This window comes from Paenibacillus lautus NBRC 15380, from assembly GCF_004000945.1.
GTDB classification, from domain to species: domain Bacteria; phylum Bacillota; class Bacilli; order Paenibacillales; family Paenibacillaceae; genus Paenibacillus_AQ; species Paenibacillus_AQ lautus.
In genome coordinates this window covers 19,336-35,025 of record NZ_BIMF01000010.1, presented here as the reverse complement: position 1 = coordinate 35,025, position 15,690 = coordinate 19,336, and the positions used below count along the sequence as shown (strand labels likewise).

Sequence of the window (15,690 nt, the reverse complement as noted above, 5' to 3'; positions counted from 1 at the left end):
ATTTCATAATCCACTAGGGAGGTATGTAATATCATGGCAAAAGACATTAAGTTCAGTGAAGACGCCCGTCGCGCAATGCTTCGAGGTGTAGACGCTTTGGCAAATGCAGTTAAAGTAACACTCGGACCGAAAGGCCGTAACGTGGTTCTTGAGAAGAAATTCGGAAGCCCGCTCATCACGAATGACGGTGTAACCATCGCTAAAGAAATCGAGCTGGAAGATGCATTCGAGAACATGGGTGCTCAGCTTGTTAAAGAAGTAGCTACCAAAACCAACGATGTTGCCGGTGACGGTACAACAACAGCAACGGTTCTGGCACAAGCTATGATCCGTGAAGGTCTGAAGAACGTAACAGCTGGCGCTAACCCAATGATCATCCGTAAGGGTATCGACAAAGCGGTTAAAGCAGCTGTGGCTGAGCTTCAAAACATCGCGAAAGAAGTTAAAAACCACCAGGAAATCGCTCAAGTCGCTTCCGTATCCGCAGCTGACGAAGAAGTAGGTCAACTGATTGCAGAAGCTATGGATAAAGTAGGCAAAGACGGCGTCATCACCGTTGAAGAATCCCGCGGCTTCTTGACTGAGCTGGAAGTTGTAGAAGGTATGCAATTCGACCGCGGCTACATCTCTCCATACATGATTACCGATACGGATAAAATGGAAGCTGTTCTTGAGAATCCATACATCCTGATCACTGATAAAAAAGTAACCAACACGCAAGAGATCCTGCCGATCCTTGAAAAAATCGTACAGCAAGGCAAACCGCTCGTTCTGATCGCGGAAGACATCGAAGGCGAAGCGCAAGCGATGCTGATCGTGAACAAACTGCGCGGTACGTTTAACGCTGTCGCTGTTAAAGCTCCTGGCTTCGGTGACCGTCGTAAAGCCATGCTGCAAGATATCGCTGCATTGACTGGCGGCCAAGTGATTACGGAAGAGCTCGGTCTCGACCTGAAAACAGCTTCCATCGATCAATTGGGTACTGCTCGTCAAGTGCGCGTAACCAAAGAGAACACGATCATCGTGGATGGCGCTGGCAACAAAGAAGACATCGAAGCTCGCGTGAAGCAAATCCGCAACCAATTGGAAGAAACCACTTCCGATTTCGACAAAGAAAAACTGCAAGAGCGTCTGGCTAAATTGGCTGGCGGCGTAGCGGTTATCAAAGTCGGCGCGGCTACGGAAACGGAATTGAAAGAACGCAAACTGCGCATCGAAGATGCCTTGAACGCAACCCGCGCTGCGGTTGAAGAAGGTATGGTATCCGGTGGTGGTACAGCGCTCGTTAACGTATATAACGCTGTTGCTGGTGTGCAAGTAGAAGGCGACGAGAAAACAGGCGTGAACATCGTTCTGCGCGCTCTGGAAGAGCCAATCCGCACGATTGCAGCAAACGCTGGTAAAGAAGGTTCTGTTATCGTTGAGCGTCTGAAAAAAGAAGAGATCGGTATCGGCTACAACGCCGCTACAGACACTTGGGTGAACATGTTCGAAGCAGGTATCGTTGACCCTGCGAAAGTAACGCGTTCCGCTCTTCAAAACGCAGCTTCCGTTGCGGCTATGTTCCTGACAACTGAAGCGGTTATCGCTGACAAGCCAGAACCAGAAAAACCAGCTATGCCTGACATGGGCGGTATGGGTGGAATGGGCGGCATGATGTAAATAAGGCCCCAAAAGCCTGTCATATCAATGAAAAAGAGACCTCTCGGGGTCTCTTTTCTTGTATAAGGTCACAATGTATAAATGTATATATGAGGGGATAAAATATCTTGGGATAATAGAACTAGACAGCGACAATTGCAGAGAAGTGATTTACAATCCCGGACGGTACCCAAGTACATTTCATTTATAGATAGCAAAAAGAACCTACTTGCGCATAGCTAGTAGGTTCTTTTCTACGTCTAGTCGTATTAATCGACTCACATGTTTTATTTCCTCGAATGGTACCCAGACTGGCCCATAAACACTCCGCATCTCTAAGCGATCTGTACAAGCATCAGGTATGCCTTGTAATACTGCGCCATCAATAAGGTATATCGTCACATTTTGCTTCTTCTGTATGGCTATTTTCAGTTCTTTATCCCACATTTGATTGATCACGCACCCATGACTAAAGTAATAATGTCAGTATATCAAAGGGGGGTAAAACTTACTATGATTTATTTGAACACGAGTAGATGTTATATATGCTATCCTTCAGTTTACCGACAACGCCCTCCATCTCGCGTTCCTCTATCCGGGTAAACAACGCTTAAAGGTATATCTGACTTTGAATCCGTTATGACTCGGTTCCAAGCGAAAAAGGCGGATAAAATCGCTGCATTAAATATCAAAGCAATAAAGTCATCATTCCAAGCACAAAAAATATCGATCCAAGGCAAATGGAAATTAATCCACCGAATTTCACTAAATCAATATAAGTATCGCTTGGTTCAGAATCTCCTTTGACCTTCCATCCCTCATTCATTCTCCATCCGAATGTCGGATACTTTCTGGCAAGAATGCCAGTGCCTATTAAGATCATAGCAAAAAGAAAAAGTGTGCCCCATGACATAGCGTTATCTCCTTGCACCAGAGTCGATAGCCCCATTAAGATCAATACACCACCAAAAAATCCACCTATTGATGCACCAACCTGGGTTTTTAATAAGTCATGATCGTCCTGTTCGTAGTCATCAGGTAGTCTTTTTCCCCATCGAACCCAATCGGAATCCGGATTTTTGAAGTTATATCGGCAAAGTATAATGATAACGACGCCAAAAAAAATCCAAAACATGTAAATCAGCCCCTTGATGATACATACGCAGTGACAAAATAGAGGTTTCAGTAAAGAGAAGTGAACATGGAGAATGGGGAGTAAATGTTATAAGAGATAAAGGGAACTACAGAAGAAAAAAGTCCTGCTCTAATTGAGCAGGACTTTACCTTCGTTTTCCTCGGTTCTTCGCTTTAATTAATGGCGCTCCGGGGTACGGCGTCTTAGACCAACAAGACCGGCTAGGCCGATTAATCCAAGCCAACCCCAGTCTGTGTCATTATCATTGTTTGCTGCGTTGGTGTTATAGCTTCTTGCGTTTACGTTGTTTGTATTCATGTCGTTTGCATTCATGTTATTGTTATCGGCAGAAACAGGGACAACCAGCATTAAAGCAATGCTCAACGCAGCAAGAAAAGACATACAGATCTTCTTCAAGTTGTTGACCTCCTTTCAGTATTAAAATGTATGGGCAGGTACCGACATTATGGTGCCCATAACAAACCTTAATAATCCTTTTTTTATGACTTAAGAATAGTGACCGCCTAATCCTTGTCGGGGGCCGGGGGCAATCGGTAAACCGAAAGATACTTCTGCCTTCCGAGAGTGAAACTGTCCTGATTCTTTCCGTTTATCCATAACTGGAAAACAGTCCCATCGCATTATGAAATTATGAAGTTTGTCGTATTCCAATTCCAGGAGATTCAATGAATAATTAAAAGGAATTGAAGATATTGACAACTTAACAAATATCATTTGCTAATGGGGGTAGGATTGTGTCTAGAAAATATTCACGATTATGGATTGCGTGTTTTGCCGGATTGCTGCTGATGTTCGGGTTAATGCCCGGGCTAAGCCACGCGTCTGCCGATTCGGTGCAGTCGGCTGTCGAATGGTCCAGGGATTATGGGAGCAGATCGACTGGAGAGGGCGTGATCACGACTTCTGACGGCGGCTATCTAGCCGTAGGAGGTGTCTATGAGAGTTATGAAAAGGCCGCCTACATTTTGAAGCTTGATGCAGAAGGCGAGGTGGAGTGGGAACAAAAGCTCAAGTATAATGCTACGAATAATATGGCATATACAGCCATTGAGACAAAGGATGGTGGGTATCTCGTTGCGGGCAGCACCAATGCGGACGGTGAGCCGGTCAGTCCGCTGTACATCATGAGGCTTGATTCATCGGGCAAAGTACTCTGGGAAAAGGTACAGGAGGATTATATGCATAGTTCCCCAAAGGCCATAATCGAAACGGATGACGGCGATTTTCTGGTAGCCGGGAGTGGGCTCATAAGCTGGGTTATCTATGAAAAGGCCTATATTTTTAAGATTGATAAAAACGGCAACACGTTGTGGTATAACAAATACAATTATACGGACAGCGTGGCGTTCAACGATTTGATTCCGGCAAATGACGGAGGGTACATTGCCGTTGGCAGCGTAGGCCGGGCGGAATATGAACCGGGAGACCTGGATGCGATGCTGATGGTCAAAATTGATGATCAAGGCAAAGAGGTCTGGTCGAAACAATTCAAAGAACCGGATAGCGCCTGGACCGCCTTTTCCGTTACGGCTTCGGGGGATGGGGGTTATGTCATTGGCAGTGGAAAAAGGGTCAACCGCAATCATGTGAACGTACTGACCAAGACGGACCTGAACGGACAGGTGCAATGGGAAAAAACATATCGAGATGGGACGAATTCCGAATACTTCAAACGTCTTGTCCGCACCAAAGACGGCTACGCTATGCTGGGAGAACATTTTTCTCGAAACAGTCTGGATTACAAACGTCAATATGATGTGCTGAGCGTCGATAGGAACGGCGAGTTGATCAGCAGGGAATTGTTTAAAGGCCCTCCCATCTACAGCGTTGGAAGTGCAGCGGTAACTCCTGACGGCGGATTTATTTTTCCTGGAACGATTAAGCGGGGAGACGTGACTAAGTTCCAGCTGATGAAGCTGTCGCATTCAGTGAACATACCGCCTGTAGAACGTACGCTGACGGGTATCTCGTTTACGGAAAAGGATAAGAAATTGAAAGCAGGTACAAACGTCTCCACCGTGCTTCAAGCGGTTTATTCCGACGGTACAAGGAGCGATTTGTCCAGCACCGCGGATTATGTCTCGGCGGATAGCGCCATCGTGGAAATCGACGCATTGGGCCGGATTACGGGGCACGAGCCGGGGAACTCCTATGTCGAAGCAACTTACGAAGGTTTTACGGCCAGATTGAACGTTACCGTGTTCCCGGAAGACACGGACGAATTCGACCCTGTCTCTGGCTATATCAAACTCGATTCTTACGAGTATTCGCTTGTGGAAGGCTCGATGCTCGACTTGAAGGTCTTATTGGGTAACTATAACAACCAAAACGAAATCGACATCACAAGGCAAACCACATTCATCAGTGATCATCCGGATATAGCCGGGGTGGATGAGGAAGGAAACCTGATCGGACATAAGCGGGGAATAACCAAGATCTATGCACAATATAAGGGAAGCATCATTTCGGCCAACGTGCTGGTGGTTCGTGCATCTGTGCCTGAAGTGGATTTGCAGTCAGACTCGGACGAGTCGGCAAAAGGTGCAATTGTAGAAGAATAATCGGAACGATCTGCGGTCTGTTAGCTTTTGATCTAGGAAGTAGCGTTTTTACATAGCAGACATGACAACTGCCTTTGTTTCATGAGCCGTATCAATGGATGCGAGGGAGTTTAGCTAAGATTTGATACACTGATGTATCAAGCCGTGGTATGAAATGTCCGTGTACTTAACTCCACCAGGGAAACTCCCGTTTTATGTCGAAGTTTGAAATGGGGGTGCTTACATGCTTAAAACATTGAAGGTAGAGCTCTTTAGCGATTCCAATCTGGACGATTTGCAGGATCAGGTGAATGAATTCCTGTATAATATTCATCCTGATGATGTGAAGGATATTAAACTTTCTTCGGCAGATGGAACGTATGATATTTTGGTCATTTATAAAGAATAAAGAAAAGCACCGCTAAAGGTGCTTTTTCTTTATGTTAAGGTATCACCGTATGGAGTGCTCCTTGAGTAGATTTACAAAGAGAAAAGCCCAAAATGGGCTTAGGATAATAGAGCGTCTATAAGAACAAACTATTCCGTCTTCTCAAGCGTGGAGACCCCGATAAGAACGGAATTCGTGGTTCCGCCACTTACATTATCAAATGAATAAAATGTTGCTGGTACTCCTCGCATCGTGACATAATCGTCTTGCAGAATGTCGCCAGTAGAGTGGGCATAAAAACCGATAATGGAGTTGTCGTTATCATCTACGATGTGTATTTCGGTAAGGGTAACGCCCTCGTCGAGTTCCTCTTCAATGATATCAATAACGTATCCACTTACCTCGACCATCTGATCCAAATAGGGACTCAGATTTTTGTTGAGGTGACGTGACGTGATACTTGGATCGACTTCAGCTTTCGCTCTCTTTTGAGCTTCAGGTGTAAGCGCTGGAAATAACTCATAATGCTCAACAAAATAGTTATAGGTTAGCTCGTCTAGTGCTCCGTCTTCAATTTCAATAGGGATAATATAAGCCATGATTTCAGCGAAAAGGTTCTCTTCCGTTAATCCCTCGACATTGCTCCCAGCGTTAGCATTCGAGAGCGCAACATCATCGCTATTTTTAACGATTTCGAATGAGTCCATTATGTTTTGGACAATCGCTTTTCCTCCATTATCGTAGGCTGTCTTGGAATAGGAAATGGAAAGCGTATAAAGCTCATTACCGTTTGAGACAAAATATTGAGTCAATATCACCTGGGCGTTTGACTCTCCATGAGTGTATTCAGATTCCAATATCCCCGCGGCCTTCTCGGGAACGTCGATGTAATTCAGTTTTTTGAAATTTTGTATTAATGGTCCCCCATCTCCATTGGTTAAACCTTGTACAGCAACATTAGCTGCTTCTTCAGGAGTAGCAGACGCTTCCTCGATAACTACATTTAAATTATCAACAAAAGCTCCTTGGGGACTAGGATTTACAAATGCCGCAATGACTTGAGGAACGTTAAGTTCTGCATCCTTCCATGTCGAAGGGTAGGAAAAGGAGAAATTCTCCCCCTTAAATGGTTGAGTTTTATTATTCTCTTCATTCTTCTCCGTATTTGCAGAGGCCGTGTTTTTAGCCGCTTCATTTTCTGATGGTGAAGGGGTGGACGAACTTTCGGTTGTGTCTTTCCCTGAACCGCATGCAGTTAGCATGGCTAATAACAACAGGATGAACAGGGTTGATTTTGCTAGGCTTTTCATTTCTTCTTCTCTTTTCTTGAGTCCCTATCGGCTAGGGTATTTGCTTGAACGGAAATATTCCGCTTGTTGTCTACCTGTAATAGGAATATTATAGAATAGTCTATCAGAACTAGGTATATTTTTCTATATTTAATGCGAAAGAGTAAGGATATTGTAGAATCATAGAAATTAATGGGATAAATGAACTATTACTTAAGAATATTAAGCCGCACCGATGTGTGACCACAGTGATCAATGGGATACTCACAACTTTTTATGTCCCCCTAATGAAGCTTTAAGGTTTCATTAAGCTACATATCTTATGATGGAATCACCTCTTAACAATAGATTAGGAGCCCCTCTAATTCCGTGGTTAGAGGGGCTTCTCTTGTTTACATACCTTTTTTGGCCGCTCGTGGTTTGATTGTTGCTATTTTTTTGGGCTATGATAGACTAGTATTTTTTATAAGCCATACAATGTTGTAAAGAAAGTAGGAGAGTAATGGAAGATTTCATCTTGTGGTTGAAGTACTTGCTGCTGGGTATTGTGCAGGGGGTGACGGAGCCGATTCCGGTATCCTCCAGCGGTCATTTGATTGTCGCCCAGAGACTCATGGGCATGGAGCAGAATGGGCTGTCGTTCGAAATTCTGACCAATACGGCATCATTAATTGCGATTGTATTTATCTTTCGTAAGGATTTGCAGAGACTGATCGTGAACGGCCTAAGTTATTTGCGCACACGAAAACCGGAGTATAAATCCGACTTCATGTTCATTCTGTATATTATTGCAGGTACAATTCCGGCCGTCATTATCGGTCTATTGTTTAAAGATCAGATTGAAGAAATATTTGCTTCTGTACGTACGGTAGGCGTTGCGCTCCTGTTCACCGGTGTCGCCCTTTGGCTGATTCGGAACCTTCGCGGCCGCAAGCTGGATAATGACTTGTCTTTTAAGGACGCGCTTATTGTAGGTTTGGCACAGGCGGTGGCGCTGATTCCGGGCATCAGCCGATCCGGCTCGACCGTCATTACGTCGATCGCTGTAGGGATGAAGCAGGAAACGGCGCTGCGATTTTCCTTTATGCTGTACATCCCGATAAGCCTCGGCGGCATGGTGCTGGGCGTGTCGGATATCGCATCGGATCCCGATTTTTCGCCGCTGTTAATACCCTATCTGATCGCGTTTATCGCGACGCTGATCTGTACCTATTTTGCAATGAAATGGTTCATGAATATCATGGCGCGCGGGAATCTGAAATATTTCGCTTATTACTGCTTCGTTGTTGGCATTTTGCTGCTTGTCTTCTTATAAGAATGGCGTAAGGCTCCTCAAAGGTTCCTTGAACTTGTGGGGAGCTTCTTTTCGTACAGTGAAAAGCCGAAAAGAATGTTATAACAAAGGTATAAGAGGTAGCTAATAGGGGGGAACTACGATGACAAAAAGTCCTTTTCAGTCCGTCATTACATCGGAGGAGGAGCTTCGCGACCTGTTCGGCGAGTCCAATCACGTGGTCAAACATAAAGCGATAGATCGATTGGATCCTCACTGTAAAGACTTCATAGCGAAGAGTCCGTTGCTATTTATGGCGACTTCGGACGCATCCGGTTACTGCGATGTTTCGCCCAGGGGAGATGCGGCGGGCTTTGTACATGTGATGGATGAATCCTGTTTGGTCATTCCGGAACGGCCGGGCAATCGACGGTTTGATTCGCTGCGCAATATCTTGTCCAACCCGAGAGTCGGCATCGTGTTTGTCATACCGGGTTTGAAGGAGACTTTGCGTGTCAACGGCAGCGCCGTCTTGGTTAGGGACGAAGACATTTTGGATCAGCTCAGCGTACAGGACAAACGGTCATGGCTTGGCATCGGGGTACGGGTCGATGAATGCTACATCCACTGCGCAAAAGCTTTCATGCGTTCGCAAGCATGGAATCCCGATTCCTGGATACCAAGCGAACAGTTGCCGAATCCGTCCAAGATCATAGCGGATCATGTGAATCAGGATAGCGTGACGGAGGAGTACGTTACCCGGGGAATGCAGGACAGTTACACTAAACGTCTCTATTGATATACATTTATAATAGGTTTAGCGATATAAGGAAACGATGATGGATGACGGTCAGATTGAAGATAAGGGGACCAATAGCTTTGATAACGACCAGAGAACAAATTTTAGACCGATTACATAAAGGAATACAGACGCAGGAGCGATTGATTGGCGTTGCGGCAGGGGCAGGAATCTCGGCAAAATATGCGGTTAGGGGCGGTGCCGATCTGATACTGGCCCTGAATTCGGGCCGATTTCGGCAGATGGGGCTCGGCTCCCTGGCGGGTTTCATGCCCTATGCGAACTGCAATGAAATGGTGATGGAATTCGGCTCGCGGGAGATTCTGTCGGTGGTCCGTGACATACCGGTGATCTTCGGCATATGCGGGACAGATCCAACCATTCAGCTTCCCGATTACTTGGCCATCATCCGCGGCAGCGGTTTTGCCGGCATTATCAACTATCCGACCGTGGGACTGATTGATGGACAGTTCCGTGAAGCCTTGGAGGAAGAAGGCATCACCTATCTGCAGGAGGTGGATGCCATCCGGGCTGCTCATGAGCAAGATATGTTTACGATGGCCTTTGTTTTTACTCCAGAGCAGACGAAGTGGATGCTGGATGCGGGAGCCGATATCATCTGCGCCCATTTGGGCGTCACGGCAGGCGGGTTGATGGGCACCACGAAAGCATGGTCGCTGGAGAAGGGGGCGGAAATCGCCAGAGACATATTTGAAGTATGTGACGCTTCGGGCAGGCGGCCGATCAAGCTGGTGTATGGCGGTCCCGTCCATACGCCGATCGATGTTCAGTATATGTATGACAACACGTCAGCCATGGGTTACGTGGGCGGATCGAGCTTTGAACGAACGCCGACGGAAGAAGCCATTGTGGATGCAACGTTTCGTTTTAAGGCAACGGGCCATCTGGAGCAGGATCGGCAGCTGATGGAGAAGCTGACACGGCTCGAAGAGCCGATGGATTATGTTGCTTTTGTAAAGGAGTATGTTGCCGAGCATTACGCGGGTCCGATTTCAATGACCGAGCTGGCAGAGCGAATTCATGTTTCACGAACGCATCTGAGCGCGCTTTTTAACAGGGAAGTGGGATGCAGCTTTCCGGAATATATAGCCAAATACAGGATTCACAAAGCGCAGGAAATCATGAAGCACAGCAAGCTGTCCCTGAGCAGAATAGCGGAGCTGGTAGGCTACCCTGACTATGTTCATTTCAGCAAAACCTTCAAAAAATACGCGGGAACTTCTCCCCAATACTATCGTCAGCATATGAAAGACAAATATACATAAAGATCGTACATCGATACGATCCTTTTTATTTGAAAGCGCTGTATTATGGTCTTGTAGGGATCCTATGCCGGACCTGTCAGGACGGGTGCAAGCGATCCTTTAGATGAGATATGGAGGAGGTCTGCACGGTGAAGACGGTAGCTATTGCGGGGACATTTGATTCGAAGGGTGCCGAGTTTTCATACGTTAAATCCGTTATCGAGGGCTTGGGATTAAAGACGTTTACGATTCATAGCGGTGTGTTCGAGCCGATGTTCACGCCGGATGTATCCAACATCGAGGTTGCAGCGGCAGCTGGTGTGGATATACGCGAGATCGCGGCCCGGAAGGACCGTTCCGCAGGGACTGAGGTATTGGCTCAAGGAATGGAAAAAATCGTACCAAAGCTGTATGCAGAGGGCAAATTCGACGCCATGCTGTCATTCGGAGGTACTGGAGGTACTTCGATCGTCACAGCAGGCATGAGGGCATTGCCGATCGGCGTTCCGAAACTGATGGTGTCCACGGTCGCATCCGGCAATACGGCTCCTTATGTGGGGACAAGTGATATCATCATGTTCCCGTCCATCGTGGATGTATCCGGACTGAACTCGTTTTCCACCAAAATATTCACGAACGCGGCACATGCGATCGCCGGTATGGTTCAGTTCGAATCTGCGCCCCCGATGGATAAGAAGCCGCTGGTTGCAGCGACGATGTTTGGGGTCACAACCCCTTGCATGGATTATGCCAGGGCGCATCTGGAGTTGCATGGTTACGAAGTGCTTGTATTTCACGCAACAGGTACGGGCGGGCAAACGATGGAAAGCCTCATTGAGGCCGGATATATAGACGGTGTGCTGGATTTGACGACAACGGAATGGTGCGATGAGCTGGTGGGCGGCGTTTTGGCGGCTGGTCCGCATCGGCTGGAAGCAGCCGGTCGCTGCAAGGTGCCGCAGGTCGTATCTACGGGAGCGCTGGATATGGTCAACTTTGGTCCTTATGATACCGTGCCGGAGGCATTTCGGGAACGGAATCTGTACAAGCATAACCCCTCGGTTACGCTGATGCGGACTACGGTTGAGGAGAACCGGCAGCTTGGCGAGAAGATTGCAGAGAAGCTTAATGGTTCGCAAGGTCCTACGGTGCTTATGCTCCCATTGAAGGGCGTATCGATGCTCGATGTAGAAGGTGAAGCATTCCATGGACCGGAAGAGGATGAGAAGCTGTTTGATACGTTAAGACAACGCATAGACCGTAAAACCGTTGAGTTGATCGAAATGAATACGGACATTAATGATCAAGCCTTTGCCGTGGCTGCGGCCGATAAGCTGATGGAACTGATGAAACGGCAGTGAGTTTGGCACAGGCAACACAATCACACTCAGGTATTCACACAGAAGGAGGAAAAGATCATGGCAATGACAACAAGAGCGGAAGTGTTATCGAAATTAAAATCGGAGGTAGCAGCCGGTAAAGTATTATTGGGAGCAGGAGCGGGGACGGGCATATCGGCCAAGAGCGCCGAAGCCGGCGGTGTAGACCTGATCATTATATACAATTCGGGCCGTTACCGGATGGCTGGGCGCGGCTCGCTCGCCGGATTGATGGCGTACGGAGATGCGAACCAGATTGTGGTGGACATGGGGAATGAGGTGCTGCCGGTCGTGAAGCATACGCCGGTGTTGGCGGGTGTTTGCGGCACGGATCCGTTCCGGATCATGGATATTTTTCTGAAACAGCTGAAGGAGCAAGGCTTTGCGGGCGTGCAGAACTTTCCGACGGTTGGCTTGATTGACGGCGTATTCCGGGCGAATCTGGAAGAGACGGGGATGGGTTATGATCTTGAGGTTGAGATGATCCGGAAGGCGCATGAGCTGGATATGCTGACAACCCCGTATGTGTTTGACGTCGATCAAGCGAAGAAGATGGCCGAAGCCGGAGCCGATGTCCTGGTTGCCCATATGGGTCTTACCACGAAAGGCACCATAGGTGCGAAAACGGCATTGACACTCGATGATTGCGTTGAAAAGATTCAGGCGATCTGTGATGCCGGAAAAGCCGTCAACCCGGACATTATGATTCTGTGCCACGGCGGTCCGATTGCAGAACCTGAAGATGCGGCGTATGTATTGTCCAAAACCAAGGGCGTGGAGGGATTCTTCGGAGCATCCAGCATCGAACGTTTTGCCACGGAGGTTGGCATTAAGCAGCAAACAGAGGCATTTAAGAATATCTCGAAATAAATCGATAAGATAAGAATGATCGGAATCATCTGGAATGATAAAGACTCCCTTCAAGGGAGTCTTTTTGGGGTACAGTGGCTAGATCATCGGGCTGATTGGTCTAACTCGCATATGGATCAGAGAACAACGCGTTAACAACCTCTCTAGCATCCGGCGACTTACCCGCGGTTTCACTTAATCATCATCCTTGTGCTTGCTCTTGGATGCAGCTACAGCAAAGGCTATAATGATAAGCGGAATGAAGATAAACCAAGGGAGCGTAATCGTCGTCCCCAATAGAAGGGCGAGCAGTAACAATCCAACCATGCCAATAATAATGTACAGGCATCCTCTGCCAAACGTCTCCATTATCCATCAGCTCCTTTTGACAAGGATAACGTAATGGACAAGGTCCAAGTTTCGCGAATCATGATAAAAAGGCAGAAGCCTTGCCCTTGCCATCACGCCCTTGCGGTCACGCTGACAATGAATGAAGGTTTCCACCCAACCTCAGTGTAAAGTATGAAAAGCATACCAGATCAAGTCTCTTTTTATCGTTGTTCATCTTTTGCGTTCATCTTATAATTCTTCAGTGCGCTGAGATTAGCCCTGGAATTTCCAAGGGGCGGTTTTTTGTCGCCAGGCTGCTCAGGAAGATGGTGCAGTACTTCCCGGAGCAGGGCATTATTTTCCCACACGATTTCATGGATTTCACCTACCGTATAGAACAGCGCGCCTGAGATAGCACCGCTAATCAGCCAAGTGATACCGGTTAACCAATTGCCTTCCATTATGATATGAACGATAACTCCTCCGATAAAACCGCCGATGAGCCATATAACGCCAAGTATCTTGAACAGTTTAGACATGCCGATGCCTCCGTAGGGATGATATATTAATCGTACCAAAAAAAGGAAGACATAGATATTGCGTACACGCTGACATCAGCCTTCTGCTGCCGGGTTGCCTCCCTTTGAATAGGGAAAGCAATCATGATAGTATCAGGAAGGAACCAGTGGATGAAGGGGGCTTGAAGGAGTGGCTAATATTAAAGAGATTGCCAAGCTGGCAGGCGTTTCGGTGTCAACGGTATCCCGGGTGCTGAACAATCATCCCTATGTCAGAGAAGATAAGCGGACACGCGTGTTGGAGACCATGAAACAGCTGAAATACGCCCGGAATATGAATGCGGTCCATCTGATTACAGGGAAAACGATGAATATTGCCATCATGCTGCCGTTTATTAATCATGCCTACTTCTCCTTGCTAATGGAGGGAGCCGGCCAAGAAGCGCTTGCCGCTAGCTATCGCCTGATCCTGTGCCAAACCGGGTATGCGCCGGATAAGGAAGTGGAAGTGCTGGAGATGCTGCGTAACCGCGAGATTGACGGCATCATTATTTTATCGTCGGCCGTGACTCCAAAACAGATCGAAGCCTACTGCGCTTACGGACCGATCGTATGCTGTCAGGATGCGGGCGAACGATTATTTTCTTCTATATATATAAACCATGCGGAGGCATTTCGCAGTGCCATGCAATATTTGATAGAGCGGGGACATCGACGCATCGGCTTCACGGTGGGAAGACTGGACAGTCCGAGCACGAGAGCACGCCAAGTGGCATATGAAGAAGTGCTTAAGGAGATCGGCGAGCCTTACCGCCAGGAATGGATTTTGGAAGGTTGTATCGATCTGGAAGACGGTGCGGCAATTATGGATCGGCTGTCTGCTATGGAGGAACGCCCAAGCAGTTTATTGGTAACGGGTGACCATGTGGCCGCCGGTTTGATCTATGAAGCCGAGAAGAGAGGACTCTCCATTCCGCAAGAGCTCGCGGTCATCGGTTTCGACAACCAGCCCATCGGCAAAATGCTGGGTCTCACCACGATTGATAACCGACTGTTTGATATGGGTTCCGAGGCCTTCAAGATGTTATATGCGCATATTCAAGGGGAGCAGAAAGAGCCGATTCGCAAGGAGCTTGCCTTTGAGCTGATCGAACGGTCATCGGTATAATGGCTGCATAGCCAAGTTCTAACAAACGGATTACAAAGTTCGACAATTATGATATTCTTATTTATGCAAGTTCCATGTTTCACAACGTTAACGTCTGTAGCTGTCTGCAGGCGTTCTATTCTGTATTATAGAAGGAAAGGAGCATAACCAAAGTGGATGCCCTTGAACAGTTTAAAAAAGCTTCCCGAATCAAAGTGATTCCCGTTATGCTGATTCCGGTTGCTTTGGGAGCACTCGGGGCTTATGTATGGATAGGTGAATTTCATATAGGCCTCTTTTTATTGACCTTGATCGGAAGCGGCGCTGCCCATCTGTTCTCCAATATGGTGAACGATTTGTGGGATTATAAGAATGGAACGGACACGGAAGCACAGGAGCATGTGGATGCGATCTCCACGAACTCCGGTTTTCTGACGAAGGGCGTCTGGTCGCTCCGTAAATTCGAGATCGTTACCTGGACGCTGTTCGGGATTGCTGCGCTGAGCGGCATTATCCTCAGTTTGATCAGTGGCTGGTGGGCTTTCGTCTTCGGCGGACTTGGCGGGTTGATCGCTTATTTCTATGTCGCACCGCCGATTCAATTCGGATATCGCGGCAAAGGTTTCAGCGAGATTGCGATTTTGCTATCCTTTGGTATTTTGCCGGTGATGGGCGCATACTACGTTCAAACCTCACATATGGATGTCCGGGCGCTGCTGCTGTCACTGCCCATCGGGCTGCTGACAACGCTGATTTTGTTTAATCATCACTTTTTGCATTGGCAGGCAGACCGTCAGGCCGGGAAGAAGACCTTGGTTGTGGTATGGGGTGAAAAAAGAGCGCTGAGCTTCTCGCGGGTCCTGCTGCTGTTGGCCTGCTTATCCTTGATAGCCTGCGTGTTGGCCGGGGCGCTCCCGCCTTACGCATTGATTGCACTGCTTACGATTATTCCGTTGTATCTTGTCTATGGAAGACTGAAGGACAGCAACCGTTCCGAAGCGTATTTACCGCTGATGGGCGCCTCAACGATGACGACTATGCGCTGCGGTGGCGTGCTGATCCTGTCATTGCTCATCCAGGGAATCATTCAGACTTTGTAAGGAAGAAGGGGAAGTA

General features: G+C 47.5%; 15 protein-coding genes. 10 read left to right on the top strand and 5 right to left on the bottom strand.

Annotated elements, in window-relative coordinates; all coding sequences use genetic code 11:
- Positions 1-33: 33 nt before the first annotated feature.
- Positions 34-1,662, top strand: a complete 1,629-nt coding sequence (gene groL / locus PLA01S_RS17910; protein ID WP_100539115.1) for a chaperonin GroEL — start codon at positions 34-36, stop codon at positions 1,660-1,662.
- 667 nt (positions 1,663-2,329) lie between these two features.
- Here groL and PLA01S_RS17900 read toward each other — a convergent pair.
- Both PLA01S_RS17900 and PLA01S_RS17895 read right to left on the bottom strand, forming a co-directional pair.
- The gene (locus PLA01S_RS17900) at positions 2,330-2,776 is read right to left on the bottom strand and encodes a DUF6199 family natural product biosynthesis protein (protein WP_127593393.1); all 447 of its coding nucleotides are present in this window, start codon (positions 2,774-2,776) and stop codon (positions 2,330-2,332) included.
- 177 nt (positions 2,777-2,953) lie between these two features.
- Positions 2,954-3,193 carry a WGxxGxxG family protein gene (locus PLA01S_RS17895; protein ID WP_127593392.1) on the bottom strand — a complete coding sequence of 80 codons (240 nt, stop codon included), beginning with the start codon at positions 3,191-3,193 and terminating at the stop codon, positions 2,954-2,956.
- 338 nt (positions 3,194-3,531) lie between these two features.
- Between PLA01S_RS17895 and PLA01S_RS17890 the strand changes: the two genes are divergently transcribed.
- Both PLA01S_RS17890 and PLA01S_RS17885 read left to right on the top strand, forming a co-directional pair.
- Positions 3,532-5,358, top strand: coding sequence for a hypothetical protein (locus PLA01S_RS17890; RefSeq protein ID WP_127593391.1), 1,827 nt, complete (start codon positions 3,532-3,534; stop codon positions 5,356-5,358).
- 223 nt (positions 5,359-5,581) lie between these two features.
- Positions 5,582-5,746 (top strand): sporulation protein Cse60, encoded by a 165-nt coding sequence (locus PLA01S_RS17885; RefSeq protein ID WP_009593971.1) that lies wholly within the window; start codon positions 5,582-5,584, stop codon positions 5,744-5,746.
- A 128-nt stretch (positions 5,747-5,874) separates the two neighbouring features.
- Here PLA01S_RS17885 and PLA01S_RS17880 read toward each other — a convergent pair whose 3' ends face one another.
- Complete coding sequence (locus tag PLA01S_RS17880) at positions 5,875-7,035, bottom strand: PsbP-related protein (RefSeq protein ID WP_127593390.1); 1,161 nt, start codon at positions 7,033-7,035, stop codon at positions 5,875-5,877.
- 481 nt (positions 7,036-7,516) lie between these two features.
- Between PLA01S_RS17880 and PLA01S_RS17875 the strand changes: the two genes are divergently transcribed.
- The 5 genes from PLA01S_RS17875 to PLA01S_RS17855 all read left to right on the top strand — a co-directional run bounded on the left by PLA01S_RS17875 (position 7,517) and on the right by PLA01S_RS17855 (position 12,600).
- Positions 7,517-8,329 carry an undecaprenyl-diphosphate phosphatase gene (locus PLA01S_RS17875; RefSeq protein WP_127593389.1) on the top strand — a complete coding sequence of 271 codons (813 nt, stop codon included), beginning with the start codon at positions 7,517-7,519 and terminating at the stop codon, positions 8,327-8,329.
- Positions 8,330-8,450: 121 nt separating this feature from the next.
- Positions 8,451-9,086 (top strand): pyridoxamine 5'-phosphate oxidase family protein, encoded by a 636-nt coding sequence (locus PLA01S_RS17870; protein WP_127593388.1) that lies wholly within the window; start codon positions 8,451-8,453, stop codon positions 9,084-9,086.
- A gap of 44 nt (positions 9,087-9,130) precedes the next feature.
- Positions 9,131-10,372, top strand: coding sequence for a phosphoenolpyruvate hydrolase family protein (locus PLA01S_RS17865; protein WP_127593387.1), 1,242 nt, complete (start codon positions 9,131-9,133; stop codon positions 10,370-10,372).
- 128 nt (positions 10,373-10,500) lie between these two features.
- Positions 10,501-11,712, top strand: a complete 1,212-nt coding sequence (locus PLA01S_RS17860) for a Tm-1-like ATP-binding domain-containing protein (RefSeq protein ID WP_127593386.1) — start codon at positions 10,501-10,503, stop codon at positions 11,710-11,712.
- Positions 11,713-11,769: 57 nt separating this feature from the next.
- Positions 11,770-12,600 carry a phosphoenolpyruvate hydrolase family protein gene (locus tag PLA01S_RS17855; protein ID WP_127593385.1) on the top strand — a complete coding sequence of 277 codons (831 nt, stop codon included), beginning with the start codon at positions 11,770-11,772 and terminating at the stop codon, positions 12,598-12,600.
- A 174-nt stretch (positions 12,601-12,774) separates the two neighbouring features.
- Here PLA01S_RS17855 and PLA01S_RS32030 read toward each other — a convergent pair whose 3' ends face one another.
- Positions 12,775-12,948 carry a hypothetical protein gene (locus tag PLA01S_RS32030; RefSeq protein WP_164817458.1) on the bottom strand — a complete coding sequence of 58 codons (174 nt, stop codon included), beginning with the start codon at positions 12,946-12,948 and terminating at the stop codon, positions 12,775-12,777.
- Between the two features lie 182 nt (positions 12,949-13,130).
- Positions 13,131-13,448 (bottom strand): hypothetical protein, encoded by a 318-nt coding sequence (locus PLA01S_RS17850; RefSeq protein WP_127593384.1) that lies wholly within the window; start codon positions 13,446-13,448, stop codon positions 13,131-13,133.
- A gap of 169 nt (positions 13,449-13,617) precedes the next feature.
- Here PLA01S_RS17850 and PLA01S_RS17845 point away from each other — a divergent pair, with 169 nt between their 5' ends.
- A complete protein-coding gene (locus tag PLA01S_RS17845; RefSeq protein ID WP_127593383.1) occupies positions 13,618-14,595 on the top strand; it encodes a LacI family DNA-binding transcriptional regulator in 978 nt (325 codons plus the stop codon).
- Between the two features lie 152 nt (positions 14,596-14,747).
- Positions 14,748-15,674: a prenyltransferase gene (locus PLA01S_RS17840; protein ID WP_127593382.1), complete on the top strand. Its 927-nt coding sequence runs from the start codon at positions 14,748-14,750 to the stop codon at positions 15,672-15,674.
- The last annotated feature ends 16 nt before the right edge of the window (positions 15,675-15,690 follow it).